The sequence below is a fragment of the Novipirellula artificiosorum genome (genome assembly GCF_007860135.1).
GTDB classification, from domain to species: domain Bacteria; phylum Planctomycetota; class Planctomycetia; order Pirellulales; family Pirellulaceae; genus Novipirellula_A; species Novipirellula_A artificiosorum.
The window spans coordinates 184881-203276 of record NZ_SJPV01000011.1; the positions used below are offsets into that span (position 1 = coordinate 184881).

15 protein-coding genes are annotated in these 18396 nt (G+C 55.7%); 4 read left to right on the forward strand and 11 right to left on the reverse strand.

Annotated elements, in window-relative coordinates:
- Positions 1 to 2: 2 nt before the first annotated feature.
- Entirely contained in the window at positions 3 to 1382 is a 1380-nt protein-coding gene (locus Poly41_RS25145; protein WP_146530112.1) for a dipeptidase, read from the reverse strand.
- 258 nt (positions 1383 to 1640) lie between these two features.
- On the opposite strand from Poly41_RS25145, the gene Poly41_RS25150 reads away from it, so the two are divergent.
- Both Poly41_RS25150 and mtaB read left to right on the forward strand, forming a co-directional pair.
- Positions 1641 to 2009 (forward strand): ATP-dependent Clp protease adaptor ClpS, encoded by a 369-nt coding sequence (locus tag Poly41_RS25150; protein ID WP_146530114.1) that lies wholly within the window; start codon positions 1641 to 1643, stop codon positions 2007 to 2009.
- Between the two features lie 112 nt (positions 2010 to 2121).
- Positions 2122 to 3444, forward strand: coding sequence for a tRNA (N(6)-L-threonylcarbamoyladenosine(37)-C(2))-methylthiotransferase MtaB (gene mtaB / locus Poly41_RS25155; RefSeq protein ID WP_146530116.1), 1323 nt, complete (start codon positions 2122 to 2124; stop codon positions 3442 to 3444).
- On the opposite strand, the gene Poly41_RS25160 is transcribed toward mtaB, so the two are convergent.
- The gene (locus Poly41_RS25160; protein ID WP_146530118.1) at positions 3441 to 4025 is read right to left on the reverse strand and encodes an RNA polymerase sigma factor; all 585 of its coding nucleotides are present in this window, start codon (positions 4023 to 4025) and stop codon (positions 3441 to 3443) included. The genes mtaB and Poly41_RS25160 overlap by 4 nt on opposite strands.
- Before the next feature lie 542 nt (positions 4026 to 4567).
- On the opposite strand from Poly41_RS25160, the gene Poly41_RS25165 reads away from it, so the two are divergent.
- On the forward strand, positions 4568 to 6805 hold the full coding sequence (locus Poly41_RS25165) for a sensor domain-containing diguanylate cyclase/phosphohydrolase (protein WP_146530120.1): 2238 nt from the start codon (positions 4568 to 4570) through the stop codon (positions 6803 to 6805).
- Positions 6806 to 6831: 26 nt separating this feature from the next.
- Here the strand turns inward: Poly41_RS25165 and Poly41_RS25170 are convergent, their stop codons facing one another.
- From Poly41_RS25170 to Poly41_RS34355, 8 genes are all read right to left on the reverse strand, one after another.
- Entirely contained in the window at positions 6832 to 8262 is a 1431-nt protein-coding gene (locus tag Poly41_RS25170) for a phytoene desaturase family protein (protein WP_146530122.1), read from the reverse strand.
- A 60-nt stretch (positions 8263 to 8322) separates the two neighbouring features.
- Positions 8323 to 9015: a hypothetical protein gene (locus Poly41_RS25175; protein ID WP_146530124.1), complete on the reverse strand. Its 693-nt coding sequence runs from the start codon at positions 9013 to 9015 to the stop codon at positions 8323 to 8325.
- Positions 9016 to 9329: 314 nt separating this feature from the next.
- On the reverse strand, positions 9330 to 9530 hold the full coding sequence (locus Poly41_RS25180; RefSeq protein ID WP_146530126.1) for a hypothetical protein: 201 nt from the start codon (positions 9528 to 9530) through the stop codon (positions 9330 to 9332).
- Between the two features lie 12 nt (positions 9531 to 9542).
- Positions 9543 to 10943, reverse strand: a complete 1401-nt coding sequence (locus Poly41_RS25185; protein WP_146530127.1) for a purine-cytosine permease family protein — start codon at positions 10941 to 10943, stop codon at positions 9543 to 9545.
- Positions 10944 to 11077: 134 nt separating this feature from the next.
- Positions 11078 to 12355: an L-rhamnose isomerase gene (locus tag Poly41_RS25190; RefSeq protein ID WP_146530129.1), complete on the reverse strand. Its 1278-nt coding sequence runs from the start codon at positions 12353 to 12355 to the stop codon at positions 11078 to 11080.
- A gap of 184 nt (positions 12356 to 12539) precedes the next feature.
- The gene (pyk, locus tag Poly41_RS25195; RefSeq protein ID WP_146530130.1) at positions 12540 to 13970 is read right to left on the reverse strand and encodes a pyruvate kinase; all 1431 of its coding nucleotides are present in this window, start codon (positions 13968 to 13970) and stop codon (positions 12540 to 12542) included.
- A 344-nt stretch (positions 13971 to 14314) separates the two neighbouring features.
- Positions 14315 to 16606, reverse strand: coding sequence for a tetratricopeptide repeat protein (locus tag Poly41_RS25200; protein WP_315853745.1), 2292 nt, complete (start codon positions 16604 to 16606; stop codon positions 14315 to 14317).
- Positions 16607 to 16935: 329 nt separating this feature from the next.
- Positions 16936 to 17268, reverse strand: a complete 333-nt coding sequence (locus Poly41_RS34355) for a hypothetical protein (RefSeq protein WP_197231614.1) — start codon at positions 17266 to 17268, stop codon at positions 16936 to 16938.
- Between the two features lie 22 nt (positions 17269 to 17290).
- Here Poly41_RS34355 and Poly41_RS34360 point away from each other — a divergent pair, with 22 nt between their 5' ends.
- On the forward strand, positions 17291 to 17506 hold the full coding sequence (locus Poly41_RS34360) for a hypothetical protein (protein WP_197231615.1): 216 nt from the start codon (positions 17291 to 17293) through the stop codon (positions 17504 to 17506).
- A 91-nt stretch (positions 17507 to 17597) separates the two neighbouring features.
- On the opposite strand, the gene Poly41_RS25210 is transcribed toward Poly41_RS34360, so the two are convergent.
- Entirely contained in the window at positions 17598 to 18395 is a 798-nt protein-coding gene (locus tag Poly41_RS25210) for a MotA/TolQ/ExbB proton channel family protein (protein ID WP_231615917.1), read from the reverse strand.
- Position 18396 lies beyond the last annotated feature (1 nt).

Consider the following 18396-nt stretch of genomic DNA (forward strand, 5'->3'; position numbering starts at 1 on the left):
GTTTACGCTTGGTTTAGCTTTCCTAGTTCAGCCCAAAGCATCGCGGACGCTTTGATGCCACGGTAGTAGTCTTGGACGCAAAATTTTTCATTCGGGCTGTGCGTGTTGTCGTCGGACAATCCCCAACCAAGGAGCAGGCAGTCGCACTGGAGGACGTCTTGAAAACGTATCACGATGGGGATCGAGCCACCTTCACGAATCATGACGGGGGCCGTGCCGAAGGCAGACTCAATCGCACGAGCCGCCGCTTTGGCATATCGGCTTTCGGGGTCCGCTGCCATGCCGGGGGCACCGTGATCGGGTTTTAAGCTCGCACGCACTCCGACGGCAAGGTGCTTCTCGATGTGTCGCTCGAGCGACTCGGTGAGCTTTTTCGGATCTTGATGGGGGACCAATCGGAAGCTGATCTTGGCCGAGGCGGTTGCGGGAATGATCGTTTTGACTCCCTCGCCTTGATGGCCTGAGGTGAGACCATTGATGTCGAAGGTCGGACGTCCCCACCGTCGTTCGTCGGTCGTGAACCCCGCTTCGCCAAACAACGCATCGACGCCGACTTCCTTGGCGAACTGCTTGTCGGATTGAGGTAACTTGGCCCAGGCCGCGCGTTCTGCATCGCTCAGTGGGGCAACGTCGTCATAGTAGCCATCGATTTGAATTCGCCCGCCGTCATCGACCATCGACGACAGCAAATGACACAGTGCGATGGCCGGGTTCATCACGGCACCCCCAAACGAACCACTGTGCAGGTCCTGAGTGGGGCCCTGGATTTTTAACTCGTAGGTTGCAATGCCTCGCAGCCCGTAAGTGATGGCTGGCTGGTTTTTGGCATACTGGCTGCTATCGCTGATCACGACGCAATCGCAGGCCAAACGCTCACGTAGGCTGGGCATCATCCGTTCCAAATTCCCGCTGCCGACCTCCTCTTCGCCTTCGATCAGAAATTTGATTTGTAGCGGCAGCGGTTGCCCGGTCGCCATCCAATCGCAGACACTTTGGATGTGTGTCAGAACTTGGCCCTTGTCGTCGGTCGCGCCACGGGCGTACAGATTCCCGTCACGAATCGTCGGTTCGAAGGCTCCTGAAACCCAGTCCTCCAACGGTTCGGCCGGCTGAACATCATAGTGTCCATAAACGAGCGCGATCGGAGCCCCAGAAATCGCGGGGGTTTCAGCAAGCACCAGAGGATGGCCATCAGTGCACATGGTTTCAGTAGCAAGGCCCGACGCTTGCAGCTTGTCGGCGACCCAGCGGGCGGCGGCGGCGGTCTCGGTTTTTCGCGTCGAATCGCTGCTAACACTAGGGATTTTCAACCACTCAATCAACTCAGCCAGGTGACGATCTTGGGCCGAGTCTAAAGCGTCTAAGATGTTAGAAGATGTCATTCGTCCGGATTGGGTTGATTTGGAAGGCGTCGGATGCCGGTAAAGGTTACCATAGAAGGGCCGATTCTGGCGGTATCAGGGTTAAAAACCTGATATTCAGCCCTGCCGATCGGAACCCGCGTGCGCTACAATATAGGCTGAGTCGTTAAAGACGAAAACGTCCTTCCCTCTTATCCAAAGGTTGCCGCCGTTTCTGCCCAATTGGAATCGGTCCCAACCAAGACAATTCTATTTAGTTTTCAAGGAGTATGGTCAGCAATGGCAGATCATCAAGCAGCAGTCGCTGAGCCGGAAATTACCGAACCCCAAGTGGCTCGTCCGAAGTACGCGAGTGAACAAAAGCAGGAAACCAAGAAGCAGCCTCGTTACAGCGTGCTTCTGTGGGACGACGCCGACCACAGCTACGATTATGTGGTGCTGATGATGAAGAGTCTGTTCCGCCATCCCATCGAGACCGGTTTCCAAATCGCCAAGGAAGTGGATGCCTCGGGTAAGGCGGTTTGTTTGACGACGACGTTGGAGCACGCGGAACTTAAGAGAGACCAAATTCACGCTTTTGGAAAAGACGAATTGATCGCGCGTTGCAAGGGCAGCATGTCGGCGACGATCGAACCCGTCAACGAGTAGTCTTTTTTCCTCGCGGCAGGTCCGACGTCTGCTGACCGCCGTGCCCAACGTGCCCGCGTTTCTTCCCAGCCCTGTGCGGTTTTTGTCACAGGGCGACCCAAATGATTGTTGAATGAGCGCAAAGCTTCGAGTTGCAACGCTGGGGTGCAAAGTCAACCAGTACGAAACGGAATTGGTTCGTCAGGGACTCCAGCGGATCGGGTTTACCGATTGCAGCGACTCCGAGCGGGCAGATGTCTGCGTCGTCAACACCTGCACCGTCACCGCCGAAGGGGATTCAAAGAGCCGTCAGATTGTCCGACGGTTGGCCCGGCAAAATCCGCAAGCGAAAATCGTGGTGATGGGGTGCTACGCGACGCGTGCTCCCGAGGAGGTCGGCGCCTTGCCAGGAGTGACCGAGGTGGTCACCGACAAGCGAGAGATTCCCGATTTGCTGAGTCGATTTGGCGTGGTCGACGTCCCAACGGGATTAGATGGTTTTTCCGGTCGACATCGGGCTTATGTCAAAGTTCAAGACGGGTGCCTGCTGCGATGCAGTTACTGCATCATCCCCTACGTGCGACCGAAGTTGGAGAGTCGTCCACTGGAACACATTGTTGAGGAAGTGCGACGGTTGGTGGATGCGGGGCACCGCGAAGTGGTTCTTACGGGCATCCATCTCGGACATTACGGTGTCGATTGGAATCGCAACAAGCCCAAGCCGCAGTGGATTCGCTTGACCCATTTGTTACGCCGACTTTGTCAGCTTTCGGGGGATTTTCGGATTCGATTGAGTAGCATTGAGGCGACGGAAGTGACCCGTGAATTGATTGCGGTGATGAAGGATCATGGCGATCGCATCGTTCCTCATTTGCATCTTTGTCTGCAAAGTGGCAGCGATTCGGTGCTGCGCCGGATGCGGCGGCGTTGGGGAACGAGGATGTTTCTTGATCGCTGTCGGTTGTTTCGTGAAGCAATCGATCGTCCTGCTATTTCGACCGATGTGATTGTCGGTTTTCCTGGCGAAACGGAGGCTGAATTTGAGCAGACGCTCGAAACATGCCGCCATGCTGGATTTTCAAAGATCCACGTGTTCCCCTACAGCCAACGTCGTGGAACGCCAGCCGCGGAGATGCAGGACCAGGTTCCCAAGTCGCTGCGCAGCGAGCGCGTCGCAAGCTTGGGAGAGGTCGAACGGCAACTTCGAGCAAACTACTTTAAGAGCTTGGTTGGTTCGGAGGTGGAACTGTTGACCGAGTCGCAAAAGCCGATCGTACGAATCGGTAACTCGATCGAGCGGGAGCAACTACTGCGAGGAACGACGTGTCGTTATGCCGCTGCGGAGTTGGTCGAAAGGGCTGGGCATGATTGCCACAGCGAAACGGGACGATTGGTGAAGGTTCAGGTCACCGATTCCGATAGCGATCGATTGATCGTCACCCGGACCCCGGGCTAGGACTGGTTTTCGCTGGCGCCACGCATCTTCGCCCTGGCTCGGCTTAAAACGGGGCCGATGCTGTTTTCCGCCATGCCAACCACTTGGCTGATCTCTTGGTACGTTTTGCCTTCTAAATGGTACATTCGCACCACGTTGGCTTCTTGCGGATCAAGACGAAGCATCAGTTGCTGGACTTGCTCGCGGTCCTCCATTCTGGCCTGGGCTTCGACTCGCCCATGGTGACCATTTCCTCCGGAAGCGACCGAGTCCAAATGACTCGCCGGCAGCGGAGTTCTCTGCGAAGCGGCCAGTCGCCGAGCGATGACGCGTCGCGAAATGACGGTCAGGTAGGTCGCCAAAGAACAGTTGCGACGGAAACGTCGGAGCACTCCAAAGTCATTGGCAATGATTTGCAGGAAGACTTCGGAGACCAAATCATCGCGGGTCGATGCATCGAGTGAAACGCCTCGTGATGCCGCAGTGTGGTTTGCAACGTGAACGACAAGCCCAAGAAATCGATCAGCAAAGTTTTGCCACGCGCGCGGAGCGCGATCCAAGCACCTCTGAAGAAGCTGACGGTCAACCTCGGAAAGACTCACAAGTACGGCACCTGAGCGAAACAATGAAATAGAACACCAACTCAATCAATAGTAGGTGCGGGAGGCCCGAATCGCAAGCATTATCCGTAGAGTCCTCAAGACTCTTCCGAACGGACTCCGGTATTTTTGTCGCAAATCACCCAGAATGCGTGTTTCGAGTCGAGATTCGATCGGGACGCCGGCAGAGGGCGATTGAGATTGCGGTGATCTCGGAAATGCAATCGTCTGGCGGAAGCGAGGAGTCCCTTCTTAGCTGTCCCCTCTGTGGGGTGGAGTGATGTGTTTCCTAGTGGACCGTCAAGGTTAAGACTGCGAGTTGGGACGTAGTGGACTTCGCCAGAAGTCCCGAAGAACATTTGAGTTACGGATTTCTGGCGCAATCCACGATCCTAAAATTGAATGCTGACGGTCCACTCGTGTGGTGGCACGAGTGTTTCGTGAAAAAAACCTGGGGTTTTGCGGTAGCGGTTCCAACGAGGCACCTTTTCCCAACCTAAGTTTTTCTAACAGCACTTCATCGCACGCGTCCCCATGAAGCTCGAATGACCGAAATCCTTGCTCCCACCGTCGCATTCGCTCCCACCGCTGTCGTTGGCCCGTCCGCCTCGTCGCTTGAGGACTCGCAAGGGAACGAAAACCAGATCAGCAGATTGCTGGAGGGTTTGCGGGAAGCTGCGCCCGCAGCCGAAGAGAATCCCAATGCCAAATCGGTGGACTTGAAGTTCGAAAACCGGTTGGCGATGGTCCGGCTTGGGATTGCGACCTCGCTATTTTATTCTTTGCGAGCCAAACACGTCGCTACTGCGGCCCATAGTTTACGCGTTGCGCTGTCTTGCTCGACATGGGCCCATCGTCTCGGACTGCAAGAGTCTCAACGGGACCGAATTGAGGTGGCGGCATTATTGCATGACTTGGGGAAAATTGGGATTCCCGATCGAATCCTTCGCAAGCCCGGCAAGTTGACGGTTGAAGAGCAATTGACGATGGATTGTTGTTCACGCCTCGGCTGCGAGATCCTTCGCGGTTGCACCGATGATGCGGAATTGTTGGATATCGTCCTTCACGCCAATACGTGGTTCGATAGTCGGCGATACGAAGACGGGCCACGTCACGACGCTTTACCGCTTGGGTCACGAATGCTGGCGATCGCCGACGCATTCGATGCGATGACGACCGATCATGTTTATCGAAGTGCGATGAGCCGGGAACGCGCGGTGCAGGAATTGTCCCAGTCCAGCGGCACTCAGTTTGACCCCGAGCTCGTGATCGATTTCAGTCGCATGCTCGAAGACCGTCCTGAGATGCTGCATGGAATCGTTGCCGATCGATGGCTGAAGCAGCTTCAAGGGGATCCGAACACCTCGTTGTGGACGTCGACGACGAACGATTTCAACGAGGCGATCAATCCGAACGCCAAAAGTGAGTCCTACTTCCTCAATCATCTCACCGGAAAGCTCCGAGACGGTGTCGCGTTTACCGACAACGAAGGAACGATCACTCGCTGGAACGATGCGATGCGACGGGTGACTTCGATTGCGGCCGATGCGATGCTGGGCAAGTCATGGTGTGATGAGAGCATCCGGCTCCGTGAGCGAGATGCATCGCGGCAAGAAAACGCTTGCGTCGTCTTCGAATGTCTCCGCACAGGAGCATCCGTTTGCCGAGGAATGTTGCTCGAAAAACCAGGGTCGTCCCCGGTTCCCGTTCATGTTCAAGTCTCGCCGGTTATTAGCGACTCGGGAACCTCGTTTGGTTCGGTGATTGTCATTCGCGATCTCAGTGACCAAGCATCCCTTGAAGAAAAGGTTGAATCGCTACACCATCAAACAACTCGGGATTCTTTGACCGGAATCTACAATCGCTCGTACTTTGACGATCAGCTTGCCGCATCGACGAAAAGAACCGCAGAGGGTGGAGAAACCTTCAGTCTGATCATTTGCGACATCGATCACTTCAAACGTGTCAACGACGTACACGGGCATCCGGCTGGGGACGAGGCGCTGATTCGTTTTGCTTCGATCTTGGAAAGCCACAGTCGTGAAGCCGACGTCGTGGCCCGCTACGGCGGCGAAGAGTTCCTTTTGATTGCCGCGAACTGTGACAATGCAACCGCGACCAAACGCGCCGAAGTGATTCGAGCGGCTCTCGAGCAGACGCCATTGCCAAGCCTTGGTGGCGAGCCGGTGACCGCCAGTTTTGGCGTGACGGAATTCCAAGCGGGCGACTCCCCCGAGACCATTCTGGCCCGAGCCGACCGCGCGCTGTTGAAGGCAAAGGACAACGGGCGAAATCGCGTCATTCAGCTCGGAGCTGGCAACTGCCCGTCACTGAGAGCGGAAACGCCGAAGCGTGGTTGGTTTGGATTTTTTGACCATGGGGTAAGTCGCCAAAATAGCGAAGTCGATATCTTGACGCCGGTACCGGTTGATTTGGCGATCGAAAAATTACGAGGCTTCATTGCCGATCATGATGCCGAGATCATCCGCGTCACCGAAAACCAGGTGTCACTCAAGGTGAATGCCGTCTGCACCACCAGCGGACGTCGCCGCATCGACCACTACATCACGCTCGACGCCCAATTGACCCTCAGCGAACAGCAACGCAATGATCGTTCGGGCATGCCCAGTCGGAAATGGCATGGAACCAAGGTGCATGTGGTCGTTCGGCCGATTCGAAACCGGGACCGTCGCAGCCGAGCACTTCATCCCTGCATCGCCCAATTGATCGCGAGTCTAAAGAGCTATTTGATGGGCGAAGTGATCAAGGACGTTGCGCCGTAAATCGCCTTCGCCGTGGCGTTTTACCGTTAGACCGATGCCGCTGTCCGGAGCAGTTGCTGGTCGACTTCGTTACTGACAATCACTCCATAGTTGATGGCACCTAACCATCCGCTCATGATGATGCCGACGCTGCCAGCGTGGTACATCCCGCCAACTTGTTGCGGCAGCTCGCGGCTGATGCCGAGTCCTTCGAATTTGGTCCCAAAACTTGCGCCTTGCTCGTGCAGCGTGTAGTGGTTGAACGTTCGTGGCGTCGCAGCTTCCACCCACTCGATTTTCGAGCGAATGCCTGGTAGGTACTTCTCCAGGGCATCGAGGGTCGTTTCGATCAGGTCCTGTTTGCTTGCGTCGTAATCCGTCTCGTTCAGATCAGCCCAATCCGACCAATTCGCATTCGTGCTGCTGACAATCGCAAAACGTTCCTTTTTCTCAGGTCGCGTCCGTGGGTAATAGAAACTGAAGGTGCGGCTGGTGATGTCGCGGCTGAGCAGCAAGTCCGTTCGAAACTCCTTCGCCGTGCTCGTGAAAAACAAATCGCCACTCGATTCCTCGATTTGCTCACCTGCTTTGAGTGCCATGTAGACTTGCGTGCTGCTGTTGTTGAGCCGTACGTCTTCGGTGCGATCGACAAAGTCCCGGTCGAGCAGGTTTGGGTCCAGCATCTTCAAGACCGTTGTTTTCAAGTTCGCATTGCTGACCACGGCTCGGCAACGAATGGTTCGGCCATGGGTCTCAACCGATTCGACTTGGCCACCACGAACGTTGATGCGGTCCACGCCACAACGAATGCGAACGTCGACGTTGTTGGCTTGCAACTCCTTCTTCATCCGAGCAACCAAATCCTCGGTGCCGCCTTCGTAAATGAAGACACCTTTGCTCATGAAATTGCTGAAGACGATGCCATACGTGATCGCAGGGTCTTCCAAGGTCGAGCCATTGGCATAGGTGATGGGTTCCATCAACAACCGAACCACGTCGTCTCGGCCAGGGAAGAACCGATCGAATAGTTGTTTCGTGGTCAGTTGTTGGTCATCATAGAAATTCATGCCTCGAGCGGTATCAAAAAAGTCGGAAACGGTTTGCTGTTGGAGCCCAAATTTTGTCGTCAACAAACGAGTGAAGTCTTCGCGATTGAAGGTCGTCGTCAGCGAGAATTGCGGGTTGTCGAAGCGAATGTTCTTCAGCTGGACAATGCGGTCAGCGATATCGCGGTTCCAGTAACGGCGACACGATTTGATCATCCCGTGGGGAAAGCCGTGCAAGGAAACATCGAAAATGTGCCCGCCGGGCCGCAGGAACCAAGTCGCCAAGCCACCCAGTTTGTAGTGCTGTTCAAGTAACAGCACGCGATGGCCGGCGCGGCCAAGGATATTTGCGGAGGTCATCCCGGCAAGTCCGCTGCCGATCACCACGACATCGTATTGGTCCGCGGCACCTTTCAGGAAATCACGTGGCATGGGAAAAGGAGCATCAAGGGTGAAAGGAAAGAGGGAATGGGGGGCTTGCTGAAACTTTCATCAAATCGGTCCCTGATCGACTTGCAACTCAGCAAAGACGCCGACTTGGTCCGCTTCGGGGGGCCTATCACCGTACAAAAAAACGCCTCCCTCGCCGACCAGCCAACGTTCATCCAAGAGCCGAATTGTCTGATTTTTTTCCGCCAGCACGGTTTCGAACCCAATCCCCGCTCGAATCACGTCTTTGGACGAACGCAAAATCGAGACTTGTTCGCTCGGTAGTGTCGTGGCGATTCGTTTGGTCCCCAACGGGCTCCGCGCGATCGCCGAGATCTTCCATTTCGAATCGCGTTGATCGGGCTCGATGGTGAAGGTCAGAACCGACTCACCGGGCGGCAAATCGAGTGCCGCGAACCATTTGGGGTGTGCAGCGTTTTGTGGCCACAGGGTGCTGTAGCAGACGCGGTAGCGAGGTTTTTTCGGAACCCGCACCCTGGCTCGGTACGTGAGCGGCTGGTCCGACGGTGCGCGTGACGCTGCGACTTGACCCTCGTCGCTAGGAGCCAGGTACCCGTGTTCGGCTCGAAGCTGTGACAACTCGGACTCGCTCGCCCTCAAACGGGCAATGGTGATGGCGAATCCGACAACCAGCATCAAGATCGTGACCAGCCCAATAAACTCGCGTAGACTCAGCCGCCGTGACGGCCGAGGCACCGAGAGGGAATTTGCGTCCTGATTGCGTTTGTTGGGCATACCAGGATTGTAGGCACAAGGCCAACGGTCAGGGAGCCCGTTTTTCACGCCACGCCGCTCAGAGTGTAACGCTGTCTATTTTTTCCAGCAGACGGTATGTCGTCAGGTCACCATGGCGAGGGCTCCCCCCGCACGCCCCAAAGCATACGGGAACCATCGGTGCGTTGCGGCACGAGTCGCGTGAGCCCCCAGTGGACCGTCAAGTATAAACAGCGAGTTGGGACGTAGTGGACTTCGCCAGAAGTCCCTAAGAATATTTGAGTTACGGATTTCTGGCGAAATCCACTACCCTAAAATAGAGTGCTGACAGACTTCTAGATCTCAACTTCTTTCGCATCGACTCGCACTTCACGCCCCATCCACCACGGGGTCGAAGCAAACCAGATGATCGTGCCGACGAGCGCCATCAGCGTCACGGCGCTGTGGCCGATGACACCGGTGAAATACAGCAGGCAGGGGAGGATGGTTGCACACAACGCAACAACCGATAGTACCTTGAGATAGGATGACTTCATGGAGATACCCGCCTATTCAGTAATTGGAGATTGAACGGTTTTGCTCAGTGCGAGATAAATCGCCCCGCACGCAACCCAGCACGGAATCACAGCGTACGCCGCGAACAGGTCTTGCCAAAAAATCAAGTAAAGCCCAACCGTGACGGGCAAAACCCAAGCGATCAGCACGGCGACATTGACTTTCTTGCCTCGATGCATCGCATATTCGTCTTGTAACCCAAAGTGCTTGAGCAAGTAATAGTCGACGAAAACCACGGCCCCCATCGGTCCCAGTACCGTCCCGTAGGTTCCAACAAAGTCGAGCAGTTGCTCCGATAGCTTTGGAAACGCGCCTGCCGTGGTGGCGACCGCTCCGGCCACCAGCGTCATCGCGATACGGGAACTCTTTGGCGATACCCCTTGGAATGCCAATCCGGCTCGGTAAATCGTCGGATTTGCGGTGGTCCAACCTGCGATCACCACACAGATGATCCCTGTCCAACCGAGTGCCCCCCAAGCCAAGGCTCCTGGGTTTGGAGTGGCATCTTGTGATAGTTTGATCTGTGCCGCCATCAGTAACGCTGCCGAAATCCAGGCCATGTAGTGTCCCAAAAACATTCCGATCGCGGGTGCCCAGCCCGATGACGGACTGCGGGCGAAGCGGAAAATCGAGAGGTCGGCCATTCCGAAGTGCATCGCTCCGTTGCACAACCAAGCGAACACCACAATCTGCCAAAAACTGAATTCCTGAACCCCTTTTTCTTCCTGCACAAACGCAATCGCGTCGCTCCAGAATTTGCCTTCGGATAGAGCGGAAAAGCTGTTTGCATCCATCTGGACAAGCGACACGATGCCACAAGCCGCAAAGATCGAAATCATCCAGGGCGCTGCGATATTCGCAACGCGCGCGACCATCTGGTAGCCTGCTGCAGCGATCACCGCCATCACAACGCCAACGAGAATGACCAACGCCGTAAACGAGGGTGCACCCAAGGCGAAGGTCGATTCGGGGACCTCGTAGAAGATCCCAAACGGAACGCCCACCGCGCTGGCCGACACCGTCACCATCGCTCCGGCAAGGAAACAAAACAGCACACCGTTGACGACGTTGTAGAGCTTCACCAGCGAACCGCCGGCGATCCGTTCCAGTTGGTAGTAAAGCGTCATTCGTTTGCCGATGGCAATGGGCGTCACGAGGAAACGCCACGTCAAGACGGCAAGCACGTTGCCCAGCAGCAACCCAAAGATCAAATCTTGCAAGCTCGCACCTGCCGCCAAGAACAGCGGTCCGATCATGAATTCGGTGCCCGCGGCGTGTTCGCCCGCGTACATGCCCCAGAATTTGCCTGCGCCGAGCAAGGCTCGGTCGGGAACCCGCTCGCGTTCAAATTCGCCGCCGGCGTCGTTTCCGTTTTCGGTATGCTCTTCACTCATCAAACATTCTCACCGTTAAACCTAACTAAGCGTTAAACCAAGTCATCGCTAAATCCACGTTTCGTGAAACCGATCCTCGCGAACCAAACGGCTCGCTAAGCATCGAGCGAAAGACGAACAAAAGCCGCGTGATGCTAAACCGGTTCTGACTCACGGACGGATTGCACCGCCGTTTCGTAGGCTTTAACTTTTTCGAGCCACTCGATACCAACGGGGACCCCCATGCTCTCGCAGTATTGATCCCAAACCGCCGCGAACGGCATCGATTTCAATTCTTCCATTAATGCCAAACGCGACGTGAAGTCCCCTTCGCACTCAAACTTTTGCAACCTTTCGGTCGGTTCCAACAAGGCAACCAGCATGGCTTTGACCGCGTTTCGCGTCCCGATGGCCCAGGCAGCCACTCGATTGATGCTGGCGTCAAAGAAATCCAGACCGATATGAACCCGATCGATGAAATCACCTCGAACAATCTCCTGCATGATCGCCTGCAACTCGTCGGTAAACGTGACCACGTGATCGCTGTCCCAACGAACGCCGCGGCTGACGTGCAGCAGCAATTCAGGTACATACATCAGTACGGACGAGATCTTATCCGAAATCACTTCGGTCGGGTGGAAGTGGCCAGCGTCTAAACAGAGCAGTTTTTGCCGAGAAATCGCATAACCGAGATAAAACTCGTGAGATCCGACCACATAGCTTTCCGAACCGATCCCGAATAGTTTGCATTCGACGGCGTCGAGCACGCAGGCAGGGTCCAAGGTTTCCGCAAAGATCGCATCGAGCGACTCGGCCAATCGGGCCCGCGGCAGCTTGCGACTCGCCGGCATATCTTTGTAGCCATCCGGAACCCAGATGTTGTTGACGCAGGGAGATTGTTGAGCTTTTCCCATTTCCGCCGCGATGTTTCGGCACGCGATCCCATGATCGATCCAAAATTGACGGATGCCAGGGTCGCCGTGGGACAACGTAAAACCGTCGTCCGCTTTGGGATGGGAGAAGTAAGTGGGATTAAAGTCCAACTTCACGCCTTGTTGCTTTCCCCAATCGATCCATCCGCGGAAGTGCTCGGGGCTGACCTGGTCACGGTCGACGGCCCCAGAGAATTCGCCGTACGAGGCATGCAAATTCAAACGATGTGTTCCGGGGATCAGCGAGTAGGCCATTTCCAAGTCACGACGGAGCTCGTCCGGGGTTCGAGCTCGTCCGGGATAGTTGCCCGTGACTGCCAAGCCGCTGCCCAGTTCCGCGCCGGTTCCCTCGAATCCAGAGACATCGTCGCCCTGCCAACAATGCAACGAGATGGGGATTGTCTTGAGTCGATCAAGCGCAGCGTCGACGTCGACGCCGAGTGATTCGTATCGTTCGCGGGCAAGTTGGTAAGCGTGATCAAGGTTGGCGGTGCGCGTCATGTCCTGAAACCTTTTCCGTGGGCTGCTCGAATGATTTGTCCCCCAACAAAGTAGGGGGCCAATGACAACAATTGACCAAGATACCCTCCAGGGATGGGTGATAACCTTGACGATCGTGCCGTGAACTAGCACAATCGTGCCAATTGCGGGGCTTTCTTGGATCGCGGAATGGGCCACGTCCTGCCTATTCCACCTGGCGTAGCTGCAAGGAGTCGACGATCGAATCGTCGGACAATGCGTTGGTGATCACGACCAACCACGTTCCTTCGGCGACCCACTTCTTGACTTTGAGGATTTCCAGCGAGTTGGCGATCGTTTCGGAAGGATCGTCAGAAAACTTCATCAGAAAAGGTTCAACGCCCCAGGGCAACAACAGTTGGCGAAACAGCGTCTCATCGTCCGTGAAGGCGTAGATCGGAATGCCTCGAGCGCGGAGGGCACCAAGCACATAGGCCAAGAATCCGCTGCGAGTAAAAACGACGATGCCGGATTGGCCCAAGTCTTGCGCCAAGACGGCCGCAGCGCGAAGCATCTTTGCCTTGGGCGTTCGAAGTGCGATCGTGTCGTTCAATTCACATCGAAGCGTTGGTTCGGTGCTTCGAATGATTGACTTCAGCACTCCGACGGATTCGAGCGGGTAGGAACCGACCGTTGTTTCGCCTGACAACATGACCGCGTCGGCTTGTTCGCGCACCGCATTGCAGACGTCCGAAATCTCGGCTCGCGTTGGCATCGGCGATTGGATCATGGATTCGAGCAGGTGGGTCGCGATGATCACCGGTTTTCCCTCGGCCTGACACACATCCACCAATTGCGTTTGCACCAAAGGCAATTTGTGGAAATCGATTTCGATTCCCAGGTCGCCGCGCGCGACCATGATCGCATCCGCCTCACGAACGATTTCGACCATGTTCCGAACACCCGCAGAATCTTCGATTTTCGCAACAATACGGGCTCGCGATCCCAGTTCCTGCAAAAAGGTCTTTAGCACGCGCACGTCAGCGGCTTCGCGCACAAAGGACAAGGCGACGAAATCGATTCCAGCTTCGATCCCTGCACGCAAATCGGCTCGATCCTTATCCGTCAAGGACGGCAAGCCAACGTTCACCCCTGGCAGATTGATGTGTCTGCGCGAATGCAAAACGCCCGGCGTCAAAGCCTCGCACAAAACCGTATGTTGATCTTTCTCAAGGACTCGGAATCGAAGTAGCCCGCTGTCCACCAGCATCACGGTGCCGACCTCGACATCGTTGGGAAGATCCGCATAGTTCACCGTCACGGAAGTGATGCCTGCGGGGCTGGGCAACTCATCGCGTGTTCGTAGGTGAAGCCGCGATCCGACCACCAATTCGACCGCGGGGTCGACAAGCCCGGTTCGAATCTCGGGGCCTTTGACATCCATCATCACGGCGACCTGACGCCCGACGTTCGTCGAGACTTCGCGAATGCGCCGGACCGTATCGGTGACCCATTGCTCGGTGCCATGAGCCATGTTCAACCGTACGACATCGACGCCGTCTGAAATCAGTTGAGAGAGCTTTTCCTTCGATTCGGTCGCTGGCCCCACCGTGGCGATAATCTTGGTGTGGCGAAACGTATAGGGAGTCGAATGCATCAGCGTGGTTCCGCAAAAGAAGAAAAGTAGATCCAATCGAATTTCGACCGTGCGTGTCCGCCAACAAAGCAACGATGAAAAGACATTGCCAAATTAGAAGGAATGGGCGGAGCGATGAGGAGGGGGAACAGCGGTGAAATGGGGAGAAGCTCAGTGTTCCGATCGCCTGGAATCGCTTCGGTTTTGCAAACCCGCCTCAGGTCGATGTAACGGAGCAAATGACGCTCTAGCGATTCGCTGCGAAACGTTCCGACACGCTCCCGGGCAATCCAGAGTCCTCCACCACCTGCCACGGAACATCCCGTCGCGTTCGAGCCGGATCGCGAAGCCATTCCCGATTACCGTTATTGCTTCTGAAGTGCGTCCTTCTGCAATTTATCCATCAGCAGTTCGTAGGCCGTTTGGAATACTTCGGTGCTGGGTTCGAGCTCGCTGGCAGTTTTGAGTCTTTCGAGTGCCGCGTCGAACTCGCCGCTTAAGTAAAGGGCCAAACCGTAGCGATACTGGACGAACGCATTTTCGGGGGCCAATTTGGCATCGCGAGCCAGAAGCGGCAACTCTTGCTTTCGCAGTTGTTCGGCTCGCAACATCATTTCCATCGCCTGTTGGCCTTGGGTTTGAGCCGCCATGCCCTCCAACAACGCCGCCAGGTTGGTTCGGGGGCCGGTACTTTTGGGTTCCACTCGAATGGCGGTTTCGTAGGCCTCGATGGCTTCGCGGTAGCGGCCTTGCTGTTCGAGCAAAATCGCCCAGCCCATGTGGGCACCGCCACGATCCGCTGCAACCATCAACGTATCGTGGACTTCTTGGGTCGCCATTTCAATCTGAGTTCGTTTCGAACCTGCCAATTGCTGATACGCCCCGGACGAGACCAGCACGCGGACCGCTTCGGTGCGAAGCAGTCGGTTGGGATGTTCTGCAAAAGGCACCAAATCGGCAATGGCTTGTTTCGGCGTGGCATTCATGTAGACACCGATGGCGGCAGCCCGAACCAGCGGATGCTCCGATTCGTTCTCCAAGAGCTCTTTCGCCTTGGGCAAGGCTTCGCGGATCCCCGCTTGGCCGAGTTCCGCGAGCGCCGTTGCACGGGCAATCTCCGGCGCGTTTTCGTTCGGCTGAGTGACCAAACGCAACATCTTGCTGACCCCCTTCGCATCCCCACTGCGAAAGGCTGCCAAGGTTTCTGCAAAGTGTGGAGGTGTCAAACGTTCCTCGCCGTACCATTCTTCGCAGGCCTCGTCGCACCACCGGTCGGTTTCGGCAATCACATCCGCAACCGGTTGATTGCCCTGCTCGGCCATCAACAGCCAATTTGCATATTCGTGCAACTGGTCCTGAGTTTCTTGCGGGAGTTTTTCCTTGCGGTCTTCCACATGACAACCGCTGCACGAATTGGGGGTCCCAGTTTTTACGGACAAATCAGGCCGCGGTACCCGCATGCTGTGGTCACGCCGTGGATCGATCGCCATGTAGGATGTTTCCGGCATATGACAATCGACACACATGGCACCCGGCGTACCGGGATCGTGATGATGATGCGATGGGACGTCATACTTGCCTGCGGCATGTTGATGACACGAGGTGCAGGTTTCGTTATCAGGATGCTTCAGCTTGAGCGAGTGCGGGTCGTGACAATCGGTGCAGCGAACCCCTTGGTGAAACATCTTGCTTTGGATGAACGATCCATACACATAGACCTCATCTTTGATTTGGCCGTCGTCGTAATAGGTTGACGGTTGCAGTAGTTCCAAGTTGTAGAAGTCGTGGTACTTGTCGCCTGGTCGAAAGCTTTCGTTGAGTACACCGCGACGGCTGTGGCATGGCGCACAGGTTTCGATTTGTGGATGGCTGTCTTCGCCCTTCAACGTTGCGAGTCCGTAGCCATAGTTTCGGTCCCAAAAGATCGACTTGTTGTTGGCTAATTCAACATGCAAACTGCCAGGACCATGGCAGGCTTCACAACTGACGTCAATTTCAGAATAGGTCGTGTGGTAGCGAGCGGTTTTGGGGTCAAACTTTTCTTGCAGGTTGGTGGAGTGGCATTCCGCGCACATGGTTTGCCAGCGTTGGGCGACACCGGTCCAATGCAGCGGATCATCCGGTTCCAACTTCTCAGGGACGTCTGGCGGACGGAGGTAAAACCATTCTTTTTTGACGGTATCCCAGGTGATTCGTAGTACCTGAACTCGAGCGACTTCATCCGCAGGCTGGTCTTCGGCCCGATCAAATTCAACCATGTAGTTTTGCAGTGGCCGAATGCCGAACACATACTTGACTTCAAAGTCCTGCATTTGCCCGTCCTCGCCTTCGGTATGAACCATGAACCGCTCGCCATCCCGATATAGCCGATTCACCAGTCCGTCGTGTTCAAAGGTCGCATCGTTGAAATCGCCCAAGACCGTTTCTTCGGTCGCAAGGTCCATCGCCATGTCATGGTCCGAGCCGATAAAAAGCTCGGATTCTTGCTGGTGACAATCGATACAGGCGGCGCGACCGACGAACGTGGGGTCGATTCCGAGTGGTTTTGCTGACCAGTAGTCCGCGAAAACCGCTCCGCCAACAAGCAGAACAAGAACGCTAAGGATCAGCCGAACGACAGGCCGTTTTTTTGCAGCAGTGGGGGTGGATTTGGACAACAGAAGAAGCGGTAGAAAACCGTTTTAGGAGGGGGGACAAAAAGAAACAGCAATTGGGCAAGGGCAGCCTGATGACTGTCTTGGCAAGTGGACCTTCAGCATTGAATTTTAGGGTAGTGGATTTCGCCAGAAATCCGTAACTCAAATGTTCTTAGGGGCTTCTGGCGAAGTCCACTACGTCCCAACTCGCAGTTTTAACCTTGACGGTCCACTCGTGCGACAAACAATCTCTCAGGACGCATCTACCCCGCGTCGGACGACCCAGGGTTTTGTGCAGTTCTGACGATTATACATCGCCAGTCGAAAAAGGGCGAAGCCTGTTTGAGGGCCTATTCCAAAATCCTGACCGCTTCTTGCCTCATTTCCTTAACCAGCCCGACCGTTGATTCGTTGTCCGAGTCCAATTTTTCGAGCAAGCGTGCAGCCTTCAGCAAGCATTCGGCCGCTCGCGCGCGTCGCGTGACCGATTCCTGAGAGCCTTGTTTGACAACGGGATTGCCATAAATATCCAGATTCGGATCCAATGACGATCCGTCCAAAACGCTGTCCTGAGCGACGAAGGCTTCAGCAAAACTCTTGGCGATCGGGTCTTCCGTTTTGTCTGCGGCTCCGTGTAACTCTGGCATCACGGGCAAATCTGGCATCACGGGCAAATCTGGCATCACAGGCTCAAGAGGTCCCGGAATGGTGGCTGCTGCGGGTGCCGGATTCATGGTGGGTGCCGGATTCATGGTGGGTGCCGGATTCATGGTGGGTGCCGGATTCATGGTGGGTGCCGGATTCATGGTGGGTGGTTGTGCGACCACGATCGAAATGGCGGTGACCAAGCCGAGTGTGACCCCAAACGGGAAGAATCGTTTCGAAGCAATCATGACGGTAAAGGATGGTTTAAAGTGGTGATTCCGGGGACGGCCTAAAATTTTGGCGAGTTCCGCTACCCCAAAAGCAAGACGGGATGATGCACTAGGGCTTCGACGTCAATATGGATGGGTTAGCGTCCCGTCTCAGGAGGGGCGGGGGGTTTGCCGCCTGGTGGCCTGGGCCCAGGCTTCGGCGCCGGTTGCCTCGTTCGTGCCGTGGGGCGTCGCTTAATGGGGGCCAATGCATGTTGTGCCTGATAGGCGACCTGGGCGATCAGCGAATCGACGCGATTTCGACAAATCGCATAGGCAGCGAGCGCTGGAATGGCAACGACCAAACCACCAACGGTGGTGACGAGTGCTTGATAAATTCCCTCGGCCAGATCTCCTGCTCCGGCGGCGCCGCGAGTGGTTGCGACTTGCTGGAAGGCAAAGATCATCCCTGTGACGGTGCCAAGCAACCCCACCATTGGGGCGATATTGCCGATCACCGACAAGTATTCGATTCGCCGCATCAAACGCGCGGCTTGTTCGGCGAGCGAATCCTCGACCGCCTTTTCAACTTCGCGCCATCCAAACTCCAGTTCGGTCAGCCCCGACAAGAGTACCACGCTCAATACACTCGGCTGACGCCGACACGCAGCATCGGCCTCGGCAGGTCGGCCGTTGAGCAACGATTGCCGAACGGCGTCACTGACCCCTTCGGGAAGAATTTCCGTTCGACGAAGCGTCATCAGTTGATCAAACACCAAGTAGGCCGCTGCGACGCTGAGTGCAACGAGGACAAGCAGGATCATCAACCCCACGACACCACCGCTAAAAACAATCTCGAACAGCCCGGCTTGCTCGGGTGGCGACGGTTGTGATTCGTTGGGGTTTGTTTGGGCCAGCACTGCGACCATGCGGATCGAGTGAAGCGTGACATCCATG